The sequence below is a fragment of the Pedobacter sp. BS3 genome (assembly GCF_008274585.1).
Lineage (GTDB): Bacteria > Bacteroidota > Bacteroidia > Sphingobacteriales > Sphingobacteriaceae > Hufsiella_A.
The window spans coordinates 510249-525858 of sequence record NZ_VTRT01000002.1 but is presented as its reverse complement, the minus strand read 5'-3'; the positions used below and the strand labels follow the sequence as shown (position 1 = coordinate 525858).

Sequence of the window (15610 nt, the reverse complement as noted above, 5' to 3'; positions counted from 1 at the left end):
AAATAAGTCAATTTGTCCATAGTATACAAGCGGTGTTAGTGCTAATTTTAGCCATTCCAATTAAACGAATTGATCTTATGAATTTTGAATTAACCCCCGAACAAATTTCGGCCTACCAGGAGAATGGCTTTGTTGTAATTGATGATTTTTTAACTCCCGACGAGCTGGAGCACTGGCGTGCGGCTGTAACAGAAGCTGTAGAAGAGCGTAACGGGCAAAAGATGCCCGGCAAAGCCGTTAAAGTAGGCGAAGACGATGGTATCAACAAAGATGCCGATTATTTTAATAATGTATTTGACCAGCTGCTGAATCTCTGGCAAACCAATGACAAGGTAAAGGAGCTGATGCTGGATGAGCGCATCGGTAAAATGGCTGCTGACCTGGCCGGGGTAGACGGCATTCGTATCTGGCATGACCAGGCACTGATCAAGCGCCCCTGGGCCAACCCAACCTCGTGGCACCTGGATACGCCATTCTGGTCGTTTTCAGACCGCCGGGCACTGTCAATATGGGTAGCCCTTGACGATGCCACCTTAGAGAACGGCTGTCTCTTTTTTATCCCAGGTTCATACCACAAAACTACCTTCGAAAATCCGGGTATTGGTAAGAACATGGGTGAGATATTCGATTTCTATCCGCAGTTCAGGCATTCAAAATCGGTAGCGGCACCCATGAAAGCCGGAAGCTGCTCTTTTCATAACGGACTTACCATTCACGGTGCACATGCCAACATGACCCCGGGTTTCCGCCGGGCAATGACCTGTGCTTACATGCCCGACGGTAATGTGTACAACGGTCAGCCTAATATTCTGCCGGATAGCTACCTTCAACACATTAAACCCGGAGATTTACTGAATGACGATGCCCAGAACCCGCTTATTTATAAGCGGTGAGAAGGCAAAAGTTGAGCACAGCGAAACCCTGACTGTTCGGGGTTAAAAGTTGAATGCCGGATCCCGAATCATTCCTCTCGGGACAGGCAGTACGGGAAAATCCTCCCGGGTAATCCGGAGTCTAAGGCCAGGAGGGTGTCTAAAAGGTCTGCGACGGTCATCCTGAGCTTGTCGAAGGATTGGTTCATTGTTGCTACAGATGCTGACCCCGAGAATTCGGGGTTAGCGTGACTGCTCATTTATTGGCTTTTTGGCTTTTTAGACACCCTCTTTTCTTATATCAAAACATAAGTAGCTTTAAAGTCTTATATTTCACATCTCAATACTAAAGTCTAACAAATGTTATCCATAAAATTCTATTGCCCCCGGTGGGGATCAGAACATATTCCCTGGCCTGATTTTGTGAAAAATGTAAAAGCCGCCGGGTACAACGGGGTTGAAGTGTATCCGCTGCAAACTCCCGAAGATAAGGACATCATGCTCCGGCAACTGGAAGATGCCGGCCTGGAGTTCAGCTTGCTGCATGCTGAAATGAAAGAAGGTTACGATATAAACAAGTACCTGGCTGCACTGGAACGGAATTTATATCAACTGGCCGAATACCAGACCAACACTATCCGGCCACGGTTCATCACCTCGCAAACCGGCCGCGAATATTATACTCCCGGTCAGGCAGCCGCATGTTTCGACGTATGCGACAGGATCAGCAGGAAAACGGGCATTAAGATCATCCAGGAAACACATCGCAACAAATGGTCGTATGCGGCGCATGTGGTAAAAGCTTACCTGCAAAAGTTTCCTGCATTGGAGCTTGCTTTAGACCTGTCGCATTGGGTGTGCGTTTCAGAAAGCTATCTCGAAGATCAGCAGGAAGCAATCGAGCTGGCCATTGATCACGCCGTGCACCTGCATGCCCGTGTCGGGCATATCGAAGGGCCACAGGTTACCGATCCACGGGCTCCCGAAAATGCTGAAGCGCTTTCTCATCATCTCAGCTGGTGGGACCGGTGGATTGAACGGCAGATAGAAAAGCAGGTTGACGAGTGCACAATCACACCTGAGTTTGGCCCGTATCCCTATATGGCTTACCAGTGTTACAGCAATAAGCCGGTCGCCGATCAGTGGGAGATCAATAAATACATGATGGATATGCTGAAAAGCCGGTATGCTTCCTTGCAGGACAGAGCAGGATAGCTGTATCAATGATCTGTTTTAACTTGCCGGTGATTCAGTTATCATAGTAGCTGAAGCCAACAAAAACCAATTGTAATAGTCGTTTGCAGCGACATGTTAAAACATATCGTAATCTATGGATATATCAAGAAGAGAATTTGTCAGGATGGGCTCCCTTGCACCATTAATGTATGCCTTTCCGTTTAAGCGTTTATTAGCTGGTGAGAAAGAAACGGTGCAGGCAACAGCCCTGTATTCGATATTTCAGAATCCGCCCAATGCCGCCCGGCCCTTTGTACGCTGGTGGTGGAACGGTCTTCGCGTAGAGCAGGCAGAATTGCTGCGGGAGCTGGATATGCTTAAAGAAAAGGGCATTTCGGGCGTGGAGATAAACCCCATTGCTTTTCCGGAAGGGAATGATGCTATGGGATATAAGCCTGTAGACTGGCTGAGCGATGAATGGTTGCGCTTGCTGAAAACCACGGTAGAGGGAGCCAGGGAACGCGGTATCACCTGTGATATCATTGTGGGTTCCGGCTGGCCGTTTGGCGGTGAATTTCTTCAGAAAGATGAGCAGATCCAGTTGCTGGCCCTCGGTACAAAAGAGCTGGCAGGCGGACAGCAACACCAGTTCAAAAGAAGCGAATTACTGGCCGATATGGAAGCCCTGAGAACCTATAAAAGCGGTTCGATAGCATTGTTCGGACTGCGGTTGGTTCCCGATCATCTCGATACATTCCAACCCGGTATTGATCTGAACGATAAGATCAATGATGAGACCATCACCATAGACGTGCCCCAGGGCAAGCACGTGTTGCATTACCTGGTAAAATTAACCGGCTATACGGCAGTAACTCATGGTGCGCCCGGAGCCGCCGGACCGGTGTTGAACCATTACAACAAGGCCGCGGTACAGAAATACCTGAACCGCATGTCGGATGCCATAACAGCTAAAGTTGGCCGTATGGGCGATTATTTCCGGTCGGTATTTGTGGATAGCCTGGAGCTGCGGGGCTCTAACTGGTGCAATGACATACAGCAGCAGTTTAAGCAACGCAGGGGGTATGCGCTTGAGCCTTACCTGCCATTTGTTTTATTCAAGCTCAACAAGAAAAGTACCTATAACGGCGGACAATTGCTTGGCGAGAATAGTATCAGCCTGTCGCCGGCAGTACAGGATGAAATTGAGCGGGTGCGTTATGATTTTGAGATCACCCGCCTGGAGCTGTTCCATGAACGTTTCCTGCAAACCTTTGTAGACTGGTGTCGTAAAAACGGTGTTAAATCCCGGGTACAGGCTTACGGCAGGGAATATTATCCCCTGGAATCGGCTATGGTGCTGGATATACCCGAATGTGAGACCTGGCTTCGGCCGGATGTGGGTACAGACTTTGAGGAAAGAACGTTTAAAACAGGCCGGGCTTACCGTCCGGTCAATAAATTTGTGTCATCCGCGGCCCGGCTTACCGGTAAAAAGATCATTAGCTGCGAAGAGATCACCAATACCTCGATGGTATTTAACGCTACCCTGGAACGGATCAAGATCACCGGCGACCAGAGCAACCTCTCGGGTGTTACCCATTCTATCCTGCATGGCTTTAATTATAGCCCCAAGGATGTTCCTTTCCCGGGATGGGTACGCTATGGAACACTGTTCAATGAGCGGAATACCTGGTGGCCTTACCTGAGAACATGGATCGATTACAAAGCCCGGCTTTCGGCCGTTTTCCAGGCAGCAGAGCTGCAGGCCAATGTGGCGGTATTATTCCCTATGGCCGATATGTGGTCTAAAGTCGGGTTACAATACCAGCAATATCCCCAGATCGTTTATCCGGAATATGCCAATAATATCTGGGAAGCTGTGCATCAGAACGGCGGGGGATGCGATTATATCAATGAGTACATTTTAAAGCAAAGTAAGTTTTCGGGCGGAAAGCTACAGTATGGTTCCCGGGGTTATCAGGTGCTTATGATGCCCGAAGTAGAATCGATAGCCCCGGATACCGTAAATGCGCTCAGGCAGTTTGCTGCGGCGGGTGGAAAGCTCCTGTTTATTGGCAAAGCTCCTGTCAAGTCGCCGGGAATGCTGGATCATAAAGCTAAAGACAATCAGGTGCGTTCTGCTATCGACGCACTCCGGAAGGCTTATCCCAACAATGTGATACTTTGCCCTGAACCGCAGGGTAATATGATAGACTGGTATGCCGGGCTGCAATCCAGGCTGAAGCTGCCATCGTTTGTTACGTTTGATAAGCCGGTTACCCATGTAAACCAGGTGCATTACAAAACGCCGCAGGCCGATGTATTTTTTATCAGCAATTACCACCTGGAGAAATCGCATCAGTTTACGGCTACCTTTAATATCCATAACAGAACAGCCTGGTTGTGGAATCCTGAAACCGGGAAGCGGTACAGGTACCCAACCGCCGGTGCTAAAAATAAGCTCGTTATCAGTCTTGACCCGGCAGAATCGGTATTAATTGTTTTTGCAGAAGATGTAAAAGGCGAATTGTACCCGGTTAAGAAAGCCGCCAATCCTTCACCCCAGGCTATAGCCGGCCCCTGGCAGGTAACCCTTGAAAAAGTGTACGAAAAGCCACGTAAAATAGAGATGGATCAGCTTGTCGATTTCAAGGATGATAAGGAGCTCCGATCTTTTGGAGGTGTTGCTTATTACGAAAAGCGGTTTAATGCGGCTGATCCGGCAAATTATCATTATCTTGACCTGGGTAAAGTTGGCGGCATATCCGAAGTAATGCTTAATGGGAGGTCGCTGGGCTTTAAATGGTATGGAAAGCATCTTTACGATCTGGCAGGCGCTTTAAAATCCGGTGAGAATGTGCTTAAGATCAAGGTCACTACGGTTTTGGGCAATTATGCCAAATCGCTGAAAGATAACCGGGTTGCACAGCAGTGGACGAAAAAGCAGCCGCTGTATTCAGCAGGTCTGATCGGTCCGGTAAAAGTGGTATGATCTCATAAACAACAATTGCATGTACCTGATCATTGTTAAAAAATGTATAAAAAACTTACGAAGCTTCAAAAGCTTTGTAAGTTTTTATCAGATTCATAAAACGCTTGCCGGTATCCTGTTAATTTGCGTTTCGGGGGCACAGGCATTGGCTGTAAGCCGTGAAAATATCCGGCCTGCTAAGCCTAATATTATTTTCCTGCTTACGGATGATCATCGCTGGGATGCGCTGGGCGCTATGGGTAACCGGATCATCCAAACGCCTAACCTGGATAAGCTGGCCAATGCCGGCATCCTGTTCAAGAATGCGTATGTAACAACCAGTATTTGCTGTGTAAGCCGGGCCAGCATTTTAACCGGGCAGTATGAATCGCGGCATAAGATCGATGATTTTGGTACAGATTTTACCAAAGAGGCTGTTGAGAAAACGTATCCTATTTTGCTTAAAAATGCGGGATACCATATCGGTTTCATCAACAAATTCGGGGTAGGCAAAAAAGATCAGCCCAAGGCCTATTTTGATTACTGGACGTGTACAACCAAGAGTCAGCCGGATTACAAAATGACCGACGCGAACGGAAATTTTATCCATAACACGGATAAATGTGGTAACGATATCCGGGAGTTTCTGGATAAGTTTGGTAAAAAAGGGCCGTTCTGCCTCTCGGTAAGCTTTAAGGCGCCACACGAGCAGGATGGTAATCCGCCGGAATATATCATACAGTCCCGGTATAAGGATCTGTATAAAAATGTAACTATCCCTGAGCCTGAAACTGCCGATCCGAAATATTGGAACAATTTTCCTGATTTTTTCCGTACCGGCCAAAACATTGCACGGGTACGCTGGAAGCCCCTGTTTTCGACACCGGAATTATATCAGCAAACGGTTAAAAACTATTACCGTTTAATAACCGGTGTGGATGATGTGGTAGGCGATATGGTGAAAAAGCTCAAAACAATGGGACTGGATAAAAATACCATCATCATTTTTATGGGCGATAACGGCTTTTTCCTGGGCGAGCATGGGCTGGAAGGTAAATGGTATGCCTATGAGGAATCTATCCGGGTGCCACTGTTTATTTATGATCCCCGCCTGCCTGCAAGATCAAGAGGCATACAGGCTGAACAAATGGTGCTGAACATTGATGTTGCTCCCACCATTTTAAACATGGCCGGGGTAAAAGTGCCGTCTGTGATGCAGGGTGAAAATTTACTGGACATTGTAGCCGGTAAAGTACCCGAACGGCACTATTTCTTTTATGAGCATACCTATCAGAAAAGTCCCAAGATCCCGCAAAGCGAGGGCATAGTAACCAAAGACTTTAAGTATATCAACTATATTGAGCACGGTTACGAGGAATTATACAGCATAAAGAAAGATCCGCACGAAACCACCAACCTGGCGAATAACCCGGCCTATAAAACCGTGCTCGAAAGCCTGCGTAAACAATATGCCGAACAGAAAAAAGCAGTGTTGTAATGGCTCTTTACTGATCTTTGTCAGAATGTTTAGCTGACTTACAAAGTAGAATATCGTTTTGTGAATACGCTTCGTAAGTCTGTTCTTGCTAATAACCCGGGTTCGATTAATAATCCTGCTCAAAACAGGGTTTAACAAAAGGTTATTCATTGTTTTTTATGTTTTTCAATGGTATTCATGAGCTCGCTTTGCTTGGTTATTCGTTAGCTTTTATGTTTATCCTATGGAGAAGCAATCTGCTGATGGTCAGCAAAATAACAATTGGTTCAGGTTGTCGCCTTCATTCATCCAGCGGCCACGTACATCCCGGTAAACGGAAATATATCCCTCACGGGTAAAAAGCGTAGACGGCCCTGATAAGTTTTTGTAATGATTATCGCTGTACGGAGACACGTTGTAAGGCATCCGGCTCAATAATATGGGGTATTTTGATTTTTATCTTTGGGAATATAGATAGAAGTAAATAACTTCACACCGTTACGCATAGGTATGTATCGCTCGATCTTTGTATAATGAGCAGCTATGTACGCAGAATCGGTAAGGACTTGTGCCGCTGAATTTAACCGGATTATACTTAGCCATATTATAAATACGCGTTGCATTGTTGATGTAATTTGTGGCTAAGTAAGGGTACTTTTGAAGATTAATTTTGCCCGGAAATACGTTCATGAGATTAATAGAGGTAACTACACCCGCACTGGCCAGGGATTTTTTAACGATGCCAGTGCCCTTATATAAAGATGACCCTAATTATATCCGGCCGCTGGATGATGATGTTGAATCTGTATTTGATCCGCTTAGAAATAAACGGTACCTGGACGGCGATTGTATACGCTGGATATTAAGGGATGATGCCGGGCAAACCATCGGGCGTATTGCCGCTTTTGTACATTACGAAACGGCCATGTCTTTTGAACAGCCTACCGGCGGAGCAGGTTTTTTTGAATGTATCAATAACCGGGAAGCTGCCTTTATGCTGTTTGATGCGGCTAAAGCATGGCTGTTGAATAAGAAGATGGAGGCTATGGATGGCCCCATAAACTTTGGCGACCGGGATAAATGGTGGGGGCTGCTGGTGGACGGGTTTACTGAGCCCTGTTATTGTTGCAACTATAATCCTCCGTATTATCGCGAGCTTTTTGAAAGCTATGGATTTGAAGTGTATTTTAAGCAATACACGTATTATATGGATCCGATGAAGCCTTTACCCGAAGCATTGTATAACCGGGCCGAACGTATCATGGCAAGCGGCGATTACCACTTCGGCCATCTTCGCTTAAACCAATTACCAAAATACGCTGAAGATTTCAGGCAGATCTATAATAAGGCATGGGTACACCATAATGGGGTAAAAGCCATGTCTTCAGACCAGGCCCAGGCGTTGGTTAACGGAATGAAAACTGTTATCGACGAGAAGCTTATCTGGTTTGCCTATTATAAAAAGGAGCCGGTTGGCTTTTTTATCAGTATACCCGAATTGAACCAGCTTTTTGTGAAGTATGTAAACGGAAAGCTTGATCTTATCGGTAAGCTAAAACTGTTTTGGCGTAAATACCTGAAAAAATGCGATACGGCTTACGGCATCGTTTTTGGCGTTGTGCCCGAATTTCAGCGTAAAGGTGTCGAGCTGGCTATGATCGGAGCTGCTTCCCGCGTGGTACAAAACGGGCGATTAATGCCTTACCGGCATTTGCAAATGAACTGGATCGGTGATTTTAACCCGAGAATGATGCGTGTGGTAGAGTTTATTGGCGGCCGGATCTATAAAACCCATCATACGTACCGGTATTTGTTTAACAGGGATCTTGAATTTAAGCGGCACCCGGTGATCTGACAGATGAGTATTGAGTAGTGCATATTGTGAAATCTGGCTCCCGGTATTTGCCGATTGAGGAAGATCCGGGCTGTATGCTGTCTGCCTCTTGCTACTGCTTCTATTCCGGTCTTTTATTCAGCTTGCTGTTGCGATAACTATAAGTAAAATAAACCACCAGGCCAATAGCCAGCCATATCAGGAAACGGAGCCAGTTGGTGTAACCCAGCTCGGTCATCAGGTAAAAACAGCTTAGCAAGCCTAAAACGGGAATAAGCGACAGGCTTTTGACGAATGATAAGTATGCGATAGCGGCAGAAAGCAGGATAAACAAAAAATAAGGCAGCTTATCTTTATACGTATGCCAGTCGCCGGAGTAATGGAATAAATTGATAATAGCCTGATGAAATACCGCCAGTCCGATAATAAAAAGAGCGGGAATAATGTACCTGGAATTAACGTAAGGGATGCGGAAACGGCCTTGTGTATTCTCATCTTTAGGCAATAAGAGCACGCCACCACAAACCAGTACGAAAGCGAACAAGGTACCGATGCTGGTTAAATCGGTTACCTCGGTGAGGTTCATGAATAAGGCAGGAACGGCAACCACAATGCCGGTAATAATGGTAGAGAACGTAGGTGTTTTGTATTTCGGATGAACATACGAAAATGCTTTCGGTAATAAGCCATCGCGGCTCATGCTCATCCAGATGCGGGGCTGTCCTAACTGGAAGATAAGCAATACACTGGCTGTGGCAATAACGGCGCTAATGGAAATAATGTAGCTGATGTGGTTCAACCCGATACGGTGGAACACAAAAGCCAGCGGATCGCCAACCTGCAGCTCTTTATAATTCACCATACCGGTGAGCACCAATGCAATTAATATGTATAAAACGGTACAGATGATCAGCGAATAGATCATGCCTTTGGGCAGGTCGCGTTGCGGGTTTTCGCATTCTTCGGCCGTGGTTGATATAGCGTCAAAACCTATGTAGGCAAAAAATACGCCCGAAACTCCTTTCATAACACCGGCAAGTCCGTTCGGCAGAAAAGGTGACCAGTTTACCGGGCTTACATAAAAAGCACCCAAAACAATAACGGCAATAACAACGCCTATTTTGAGCAATACCATAGCGTTAGTGGCCCGTTTGGTTTCCCGGATGCCAATATAAACCAGGTAAGTTATCAGGATAACGATAAGCAGGGCCGGGATATCGGCGATAAACCGTAATCCCCCAATTTGCGGCGCCGTGTTCCAGGCCACGGCCTGTATCTTTAATTGTTCGGTGATCTCCGTCAGCTTTCCGGATTGTGTTAGTTCGCGGGCATGCTCAAAACCCCGTGATGCAGACAGGTAATCCATGGTGAGATAGGGGGGAATATGGATGTTAAAGCCTTCGAGCAGGTTGGTGAAATATTCGCTCCAGGAAATGGCTACCGCGATGTTGCCGATGGCGTATTCCATCAGCAGATCCCAGCCGATGATCCATGCTATCAGCTCGCCAAACGAAGCATAAGCGTATGTATAGGCGCTTCCCGACACCGGAACCCGCGATGCGAATTCGGCGTAGCATAAGGCCGAAAATCCGCAGGTTATAGCTGTTATAACAAACAGGATGCTAACACCCGGGCCGCCGTTATAGGCCGCCTCGCCAATAGTAGAGAAAATTCCGGCGCCCACTACGGCGGCAATGCCCATAAAGGTGAGGTCTTTAACCCGTAAAACGCGGTTGAGATTGCCTGTAGAGCCGGTTGCTTCGCTATCGCCGGTTTCGGCATCTGCAATAATTGAATCTATGGATTTTTTCCGCAGTAAATTCTTCGCCATTGGCTGTGCTTTATATCAAACATACAGATTTTCAGTGGCTGTTTGAAAATACCTTCTTCAAAAAAGCGGTAATATACCCGACGGTAGGTGTGAACCAGGGTTCAAATAAGCAGAAATCATGCGGCGAGTTGGGAAAAGTGTGCACTTCAGAATAAATACCGTTTTTATTCAGGATGGCCCGGAAATCATCCCGGCCGGCATGCATCCGTTCAACAGAACTGTTCAGGAATAATACCGGAGGCGTATTTTTATCGGCGTATGTTAGTGGCGAAGCCTGTTCCCAGAGTTCCGGGTTATCCTTTTTGGGGTACCCGAACCAGTAGGTTGCTGCCGAAATGGACTTACTGTCATTTCCTTCACCAGATTCAGGATGAACAAACGACAATGTGCCGTCAATATCGACAATAGCCTGAACCTGACTGGAATATTCCTTGTTGCAATCTTTTTGCTCAAAATCAGGGTTGTTATTGGTTACGCCAACAAATGCAGCCAGTTCGCCGCCGGCTGAAAAACCGAGTGCTACAAGTTTGGATGTATCGGTATGAAATTGGGAGGCATGGGCTTTTATCCATCGTAATGCGGCCTTTAAATCATAAATGGCTGCGGGATAGAGTGCCTCGGTAGAAAGCCGGTATTCGACAGTATAGCAAGCAAACCCCTGTTTCGCCAGGTGTTGTGCTAATGGAATATGCTGGCTTCGGTTGCCGCTGCGCCAGCCGCCGCCGTGAATGATCAAAATCCCGGGATACCGTTGTTTCGTCTTCCTTTGCGGATAAAAAGCATCGAGATACAGCGTTCTGTTACCGATAGTGCAATAGGGGATATTTCTTTGTTCGCCGACTACAGGAGAAGCTGCTTCAGCTACCAGTTTAATATCCGGATAACGTTTTACCACTTTTTTATAAGCGGAGTGATTAGAATACGAAGTATCGCGTACGCCGGTAAGTCCGCTAAGAACAGTTTGGGCCTGGATGCCTGAAATACTGAAAATACACAAGGCCGCTGCCAGTAACTGTTTTGTCATAACACTCAAAGTTAGCAGTCTGCTTTGGCTGTGCAAAAAACTTATGTTGCTTTATTTCGCTTATTGCGGCGGGATAGCCAGATAATAATCAGTATGATAATAACAATCAGGATAGCAACGGCTGCAATCCAAACCGTGTTATTGGTCTCTGGTTTTTGGACGTTACTTTGGGCTGTAAACTGACTTTGAACGGTCGGGTTAAACGCGAATTTAATGGAATTAAAAAAATGCTCATTATCTTCTTTACCCAAATCTTTGTGGACATCCTCGTATAGAAATTCAAACGTGTAGGTAGCGCAGTTTTCATGAAGTATCCTGAAATTGCGGTATTGTTTCCCGCGGCCACTATCTACTTCCAATGTAAAATCTTTTACATGCAAATCACCAAGCATGGTATCCCGTTCTTGCGAAATCATACCTTTAGTGCTGGTTTTGATTTTATTGAGGTAGTTGTCGTAGTAGTTTTGGAGGTGCTTTTTCTTTTCGATATCGGGCATTTTTGCCGGAACATCGGGCGTTTTTACAATAATGATGTTACCAAACTGGCTGATTGCCGAATAAATGGTTTGATTGATGGTGTCGGTCTTGGTATATCCGGCAGGTAATTCTACTGAAACAATGGAATCTAAATGAACTCGTTTCCATTTTTGTGCGAAAGTAGTTAAGGAAATAACACAGGTTAGAGCGGTTAATACGATGATCTTTTTCATAGGATTACAACTCTAAAGCGAGGGAAATGTTTGAAATCAAGGTGCTTGAGGCAGCTCTTTCAGATTACAAATCTGTTTTTATATAAGACCTATAAGGTTTTCAAAACCTTATAGGTTTCATATTGCCATACAATTATTCTTCCAGCTTAGCCAGTTCCTCTTTAACAAAAGAGGCTAATTCGCGTACATATTCCACGCTGAAATTAAACTCGATACCTGCGGTTTCATAAATTTCCTTAATGGTTTTGGTATATCCCAGTTTTAAGGCATTAAGATAGTTGTCGAGTCCTTCGGCCGGATTGTTCTTATAGTTTTTCCATATCGCGATAGCGCCTAACTGGGCCATACCATATTCAATATAGTAAAACGGAACCTCGAAAATGTGCAATTGCTTTTGCCACAGGTTATCGCGGGCATCTTCCAGGCCAGACCAATCGGCAAAATTGTGCCCGAAACGGGCGAAAATCTGCTGCCATGCTTCGCGGCGTTGCTCATTGTTATGATCCGGATTGGTATAGATCCAGTGCTGGAACTGGTCGACAACGGCCACCCAGGGAAGTGTTTTCAGTACATCGACCAATTGGTCGCGTTTGGCACGGATGAGGTCTTCCTTATTCTCGAAGAAAACATCCCAATTATCCATGGAGATAAGCTCCATACTCATGGATGCCAGTTCGGCCACTTCTGATGGCAGATGTTTAAAATCGTTTAATTCCAGATGTGAGGAAATGAACGTATGAACTGCGTGACCGCCTTCATGAACCATGGTTGTGAGGTCTCTGAAGGTATTGGCCGAATTCATGAAAATAAACGGAGCTCCCGTCTCGGCAAGCGGATAATTATAACCGCCGGGCGCTTTTCCCTTACGACTTTCCACATCAAAAAGCTGGTTATCTTTCATAATCTGCAGGCGTTCGCCGAGGTAAGGATGCAGCTTATTGAAACAGGTAATACTTTTATCGATAAGTTCCTGTCCGCCGGAAAATGGCTTCAGTGCCGGTTTACCGGATATATCCACATCCATATCCCAGGGTCGCAGCGTGTCTAAAGCTAGGGCTTCTTTACGCTTTTCGGCCTGTTCCTGTAAAACGGGCACAATTTCACGCTCTATGGCTTCGTGGAATTTATAGCAATCATGCGGTGTATAGTCGAACCGGCCAAGCGCCTGGAACATATAATCGCGGAAGTTTTCAAAGCCAGCATTAAGCGCCACTTTATGCCTCAGTTCGCGAAGCAGGTTAAATAACGTGTCCAGCTTGTCTTTATCCTGCAGGCGGCGTTGCGTAATGGCTTCCCATGCCTGCTGACGTATGCTACGGTCGGTATCTTTCAGAAAAACGGATGCCTGTTCGAGTGTATATTCCTTCCCGTTAAGGGTTACAGACATCGCCCCGGCTATCGCCTGATATTTTTGCTGCTCTACCTGAATTTCCGTTTGCAGCGGTATGTTCTCTTCCCTGAATAATTCGAGCGCTTTTTTGATGCTGCGGATGTAGATAAAGTATTTATCCTGGTCAAGCTCATCCGTAAAAGGAGAATCGACAAATTTTTTATTCAGCTCATTATTTATAGGGGCAATTTTGGGCTCAATTTCGGTAGCGAAATACTGGAAATCCTGCACTAATTTCTCGTTAGCGGTATCGCAGGTCATGCGGATGTATCGCCATGCAAAATCTTCTTCCAGTGCGGCTTCCAGTTCGCTGCGGTCGCGTAACCATTGCTCCAATTCAGTAACCGAGTTTATATCGCGGTTTTTTAGTTCAAGAAATAAAGGTTCTAAGGTTTCCCATTTAACTTCAAGCTTTTCAGGAATATATGTACGTTGTTTCTTTTGGATAATCATGTTTTGGGTTGTTAGTTGGTTCGATGGTTGGTTGTTTAGTTCTGATTATTTAACAATAGAACAATCAACAATTTAGCTATTCAACAGTTTCATAATTCGTTATTGCACCAGCCGGTCGAGCAGGAAGAATACAGCAAAAATTACCGAGGCAATGCCGTTGGTGGTACCGAAAGCAAGTCCCACTCGACTCAAATCATCCGGTTTAACCAAACGATGCTGGTAAATCAGCAGACCGATAAAGAACAGGATACCTGCAATATAGAAGCCTCCCAAGTGAACCAGGAATACAGGTATGGTAACGAATATTACGCATAATACGTGTAACAGTACGGATACTTGCAGGGCTCTTTTCCGTCCCAGCCAGGCCGGAATGGAATAGAGTGAATGGGCTTTGTCAAATTCATCATCCTGTAAAGCATAAATAATGTCAAAGCCGCTGACCCAGCAAATTACTGCCAGCGAAAAAAGAACCGGCGGCCATGCAAACTGACCGGTTACTGTGAGGTAAGCGCCCAGCGGAGCTAATCCTAAACCAATGCCTAATATCAGGTGGCATAATGGTGTAAAACGTTTGGTATAGCTGTATCCTAAAACCACCGCGAGGGCAACCGGAGAGAGGTAAAAGCACAGCGGATTGATGAACCAGGTGGTTAAAATAAATAACACACAATTGGTTAACGTAAAAAATAAGGCGTTTTTCGCGGATATTTTCCCGGCCGGAATATCCCGCTTGGCCGTACGTGGATTTTTTGCATCGAAATCGCGGTCGAGGTAGCGGTTAAACGCCATCGCCGAATTACGGGCAAATACCATACATAAGATCATAAATACCAGCTTCATCCAGTTAAAGGTGTATTCGGTGGTGGTAACTGCCAAAAAAAAACCAATAAACGCAAACGGCATGGCAAAGATGGTATGCGCAAATAATATCAAGGAAAAATATTTCTTCATGAAACGCTTGTTTTGCAGTGCAAAGGTAGCGTATTTGTTAGATTTGAGATGTCAGATTTTAGACATTAGAGCAGAAAATCTATTTCATTATGGGGGCTGAATGGGTGCATTTCAAATTGTCGCATTACTTGCTTCGTGTGGGCGGTGGGGACACCGCCCACGGTTTCCGCCCCGGTTGGTGTCCCCACCAACCGGCGACAATTTGAATTGCACCCGGCTGAATTATCAGCCAATATCAAAATGATTCAGTAAATTTGCTAAAGACTGTAAGCTTAGTATGCAAAAAATCATTCAGAGTAATCTTTCCCAAATTCGCGATCTTATGCAGCAGCATAATGTGAAAAAGGCGTATTTATTTGGAAGTGCAGCAAATGGTACGATGCAGCCCGATAGCGATGTGGATTTTATCATCCGGTTTACCGATGATATAGATTTTACCACCTATAGTAATAACTATTTTAGTTTGCTTTATTCCTTACAGGATTTGTTAAAAAGAGAAGTAGAGCTGGTAGCAGAGGAAACTATTACTAATCCGTATTTTATTGAAAGTATAAATCGTAGTAAGATTCCGGTATTATGACAATTGAGGAGAAAAAACTATTTACAGATGTTTTGCAGTGCATTATTTCTATAGATGAACATTTAGAGGGTCGTCGGATTTATGAAGAGTATAAAAATAATAAAACCAAACGAAGATCTGTTGAAAGGGAACTGGAAATTATTGGAGAGGCAGTAATAAGCTACTGAAGTTAAATTCAGATATCCTGATTTCCTATGCGAGGCAGATAGTTGATTTACGAAATAAAGTTATTCATGCGTATGATAATGTAAACGATGTTATTATATGGAATGTAGTGGTTAATCATCTTCCTGTGTTAAAAGCAGAAATCGAATCTTATATGGAAAAGATGTGAATAGATA

At 45.2% G+C, this 15610-nt stretch carries 14 protein-coding genes; 8 read left to right on the top strand and 6 right to left on the bottom strand.

Annotation, left to right across the window (positions count from 1 at the left end; genetic code table 11):
* Positions 1 to 77 precede the first annotated feature (77 nt).
* The 4 genes from FW774_RS07950 to FW774_RS07935 all read left to right on the top strand — a co-directional run bounded on the left by FW774_RS07950 (position 78) and on the right by FW774_RS07935 (position 6517).
* Positions 78 to 893, top strand: a complete 816-nt coding sequence (locus tag FW774_RS07950) for a phytanoyl-CoA dioxygenase family protein (RefSeq protein WP_149347634.1) — start codon at positions 78 to 80, stop codon at positions 891 to 893.
* 339 nt (positions 894 to 1232) lie between these two features.
* Positions 1233 to 2087 carry a sugar phosphate isomerase/epimerase family protein gene (locus tag FW774_RS07945; protein ID WP_197739815.1) on the top strand — a complete coding sequence of 285 codons (855 nt, stop codon included), beginning with the start codon at positions 1233 to 1235 and terminating at the stop codon, positions 2085 to 2087.
* 115 nt (positions 2088 to 2202) lie between these two features.
* Positions 2203 to 5040, top strand: a complete 2838-nt coding sequence (locus tag FW774_RS07940; protein ID WP_149347633.1) for a glycosyl hydrolase — start codon at positions 2203 to 2205, stop codon at positions 5038 to 5040.
* Positions 5041 to 5059: 19 nt separating this feature from the next.
* Positions 5060 to 6517: a sulfatase gene (locus FW774_RS07935; RefSeq protein WP_149347632.1), complete on the top strand. Its 1458-nt coding sequence runs from the start codon at positions 5060 to 5062 to the stop codon at positions 6515 to 6517.
* Positions 6518 to 6763: 246 nt separating this feature from the next.
* Here FW774_RS07935 and FW774_RS20650 read toward each other — a convergent pair whose 3' ends face one another.
* Complete coding sequence (locus tag FW774_RS20650; RefSeq protein WP_242457766.1) at positions 6764 to 6922, bottom strand: CocE/NonD family hydrolase; 159 nt, start codon at positions 6920 to 6922, stop codon at positions 6764 to 6766.
* A 262-nt stretch (positions 6923 to 7184) separates the two neighbouring features.
* Here FW774_RS20650 and FW774_RS07925 point away from each other — a divergent pair, with 262 nt between their 5' ends.
* Positions 7185 to 8351, top strand: coding sequence for a hypothetical protein (locus tag FW774_RS07925; protein WP_149347631.1), 1167 nt, complete (start codon positions 7185 to 7187; stop codon positions 8349 to 8351).
* A 100-nt stretch (positions 8352 to 8451) separates the two neighbouring features.
* On the opposite strand, the gene FW774_RS07920 is transcribed toward FW774_RS07925, so the two are convergent.
* From FW774_RS07920 to FW774_RS07900, 5 genes are all read right to left on the bottom strand, one after another.
* Positions 8452 to 10161: an amino acid permease gene (locus tag FW774_RS07920; RefSeq protein ID WP_149347630.1), complete on the bottom strand. Its 1710-nt coding sequence runs from the start codon at positions 10159 to 10161 to the stop codon at positions 8452 to 8454.
* A gap of 31 nt (positions 10162 to 10192) precedes the next feature.
* Complete coding sequence (locus FW774_RS07915; RefSeq protein WP_149347629.1) at positions 10193 to 11185, bottom strand: alpha/beta hydrolase; 993 nt, start codon at positions 11183 to 11185, stop codon at positions 10193 to 10195.
* Positions 11186 to 11226: 41 nt separating this feature from the next.
* Positions 11227 to 11895: a hypothetical protein gene (locus tag FW774_RS07910; protein ID WP_149347628.1), complete on the bottom strand. Its 669-nt coding sequence runs from the start codon at positions 11893 to 11895 to the stop codon at positions 11227 to 11229.
* Between the two features lie 133 nt (positions 11896 to 12028).
* A complete protein-coding gene (locus tag FW774_RS07905) occupies positions 12029 to 13738 on the bottom strand; it encodes a M3 family oligoendopeptidase (RefSeq protein WP_149347627.1) in 1710 nt (569 codons plus the stop codon).
* Positions 13739 to 13837: 99 nt separating this feature from the next.
* On the bottom strand, positions 13838 to 14689 hold the full coding sequence (locus FW774_RS07900) for a UbiA-like polyprenyltransferase (protein ID WP_149347626.1): 852 nt from the start codon (positions 14687 to 14689) through the stop codon (positions 13838 to 13840).
* A gap of 277 nt (positions 14690 to 14966) precedes the next feature.
* Here FW774_RS07900 and FW774_RS07895 point away from each other — a divergent pair, with 277 nt between their 5' ends.
* From FW774_RS07895 to FW774_RS20865, 3 genes are read left to right on the top strand one after another with little or no spacing between them, the layout of a single operon-like run.
* Positions 14967 to 15269 (top strand): nucleotidyltransferase family protein, encoded by a 303-nt coding sequence (locus FW774_RS07895; RefSeq protein ID WP_149347625.1) that lies wholly within the window; start codon positions 14967 to 14969, stop codon positions 15267 to 15269.
* Entirely contained in the window at positions 15266 to 15436 is a 171-nt protein-coding gene (locus tag FW774_RS20645) for a DUF86 domain-containing protein (protein WP_242457765.1), read from the top strand. The genes FW774_RS07895 and FW774_RS20645 overlap by 4 nt, the downstream gene beginning before the upstream one ends.
* On the top strand, positions 15433 to 15603 hold the full coding sequence (locus FW774_RS20865; protein WP_410522731.1) for a DUF86 domain-containing protein: 171 nt from the start codon (positions 15433 to 15435) through the stop codon (positions 15601 to 15603). The genes FW774_RS20645 and FW774_RS20865 overlap by 4 nt, the downstream gene beginning before the upstream one ends.
* Positions 15604 to 15610 lie beyond the last annotated feature (7 nt).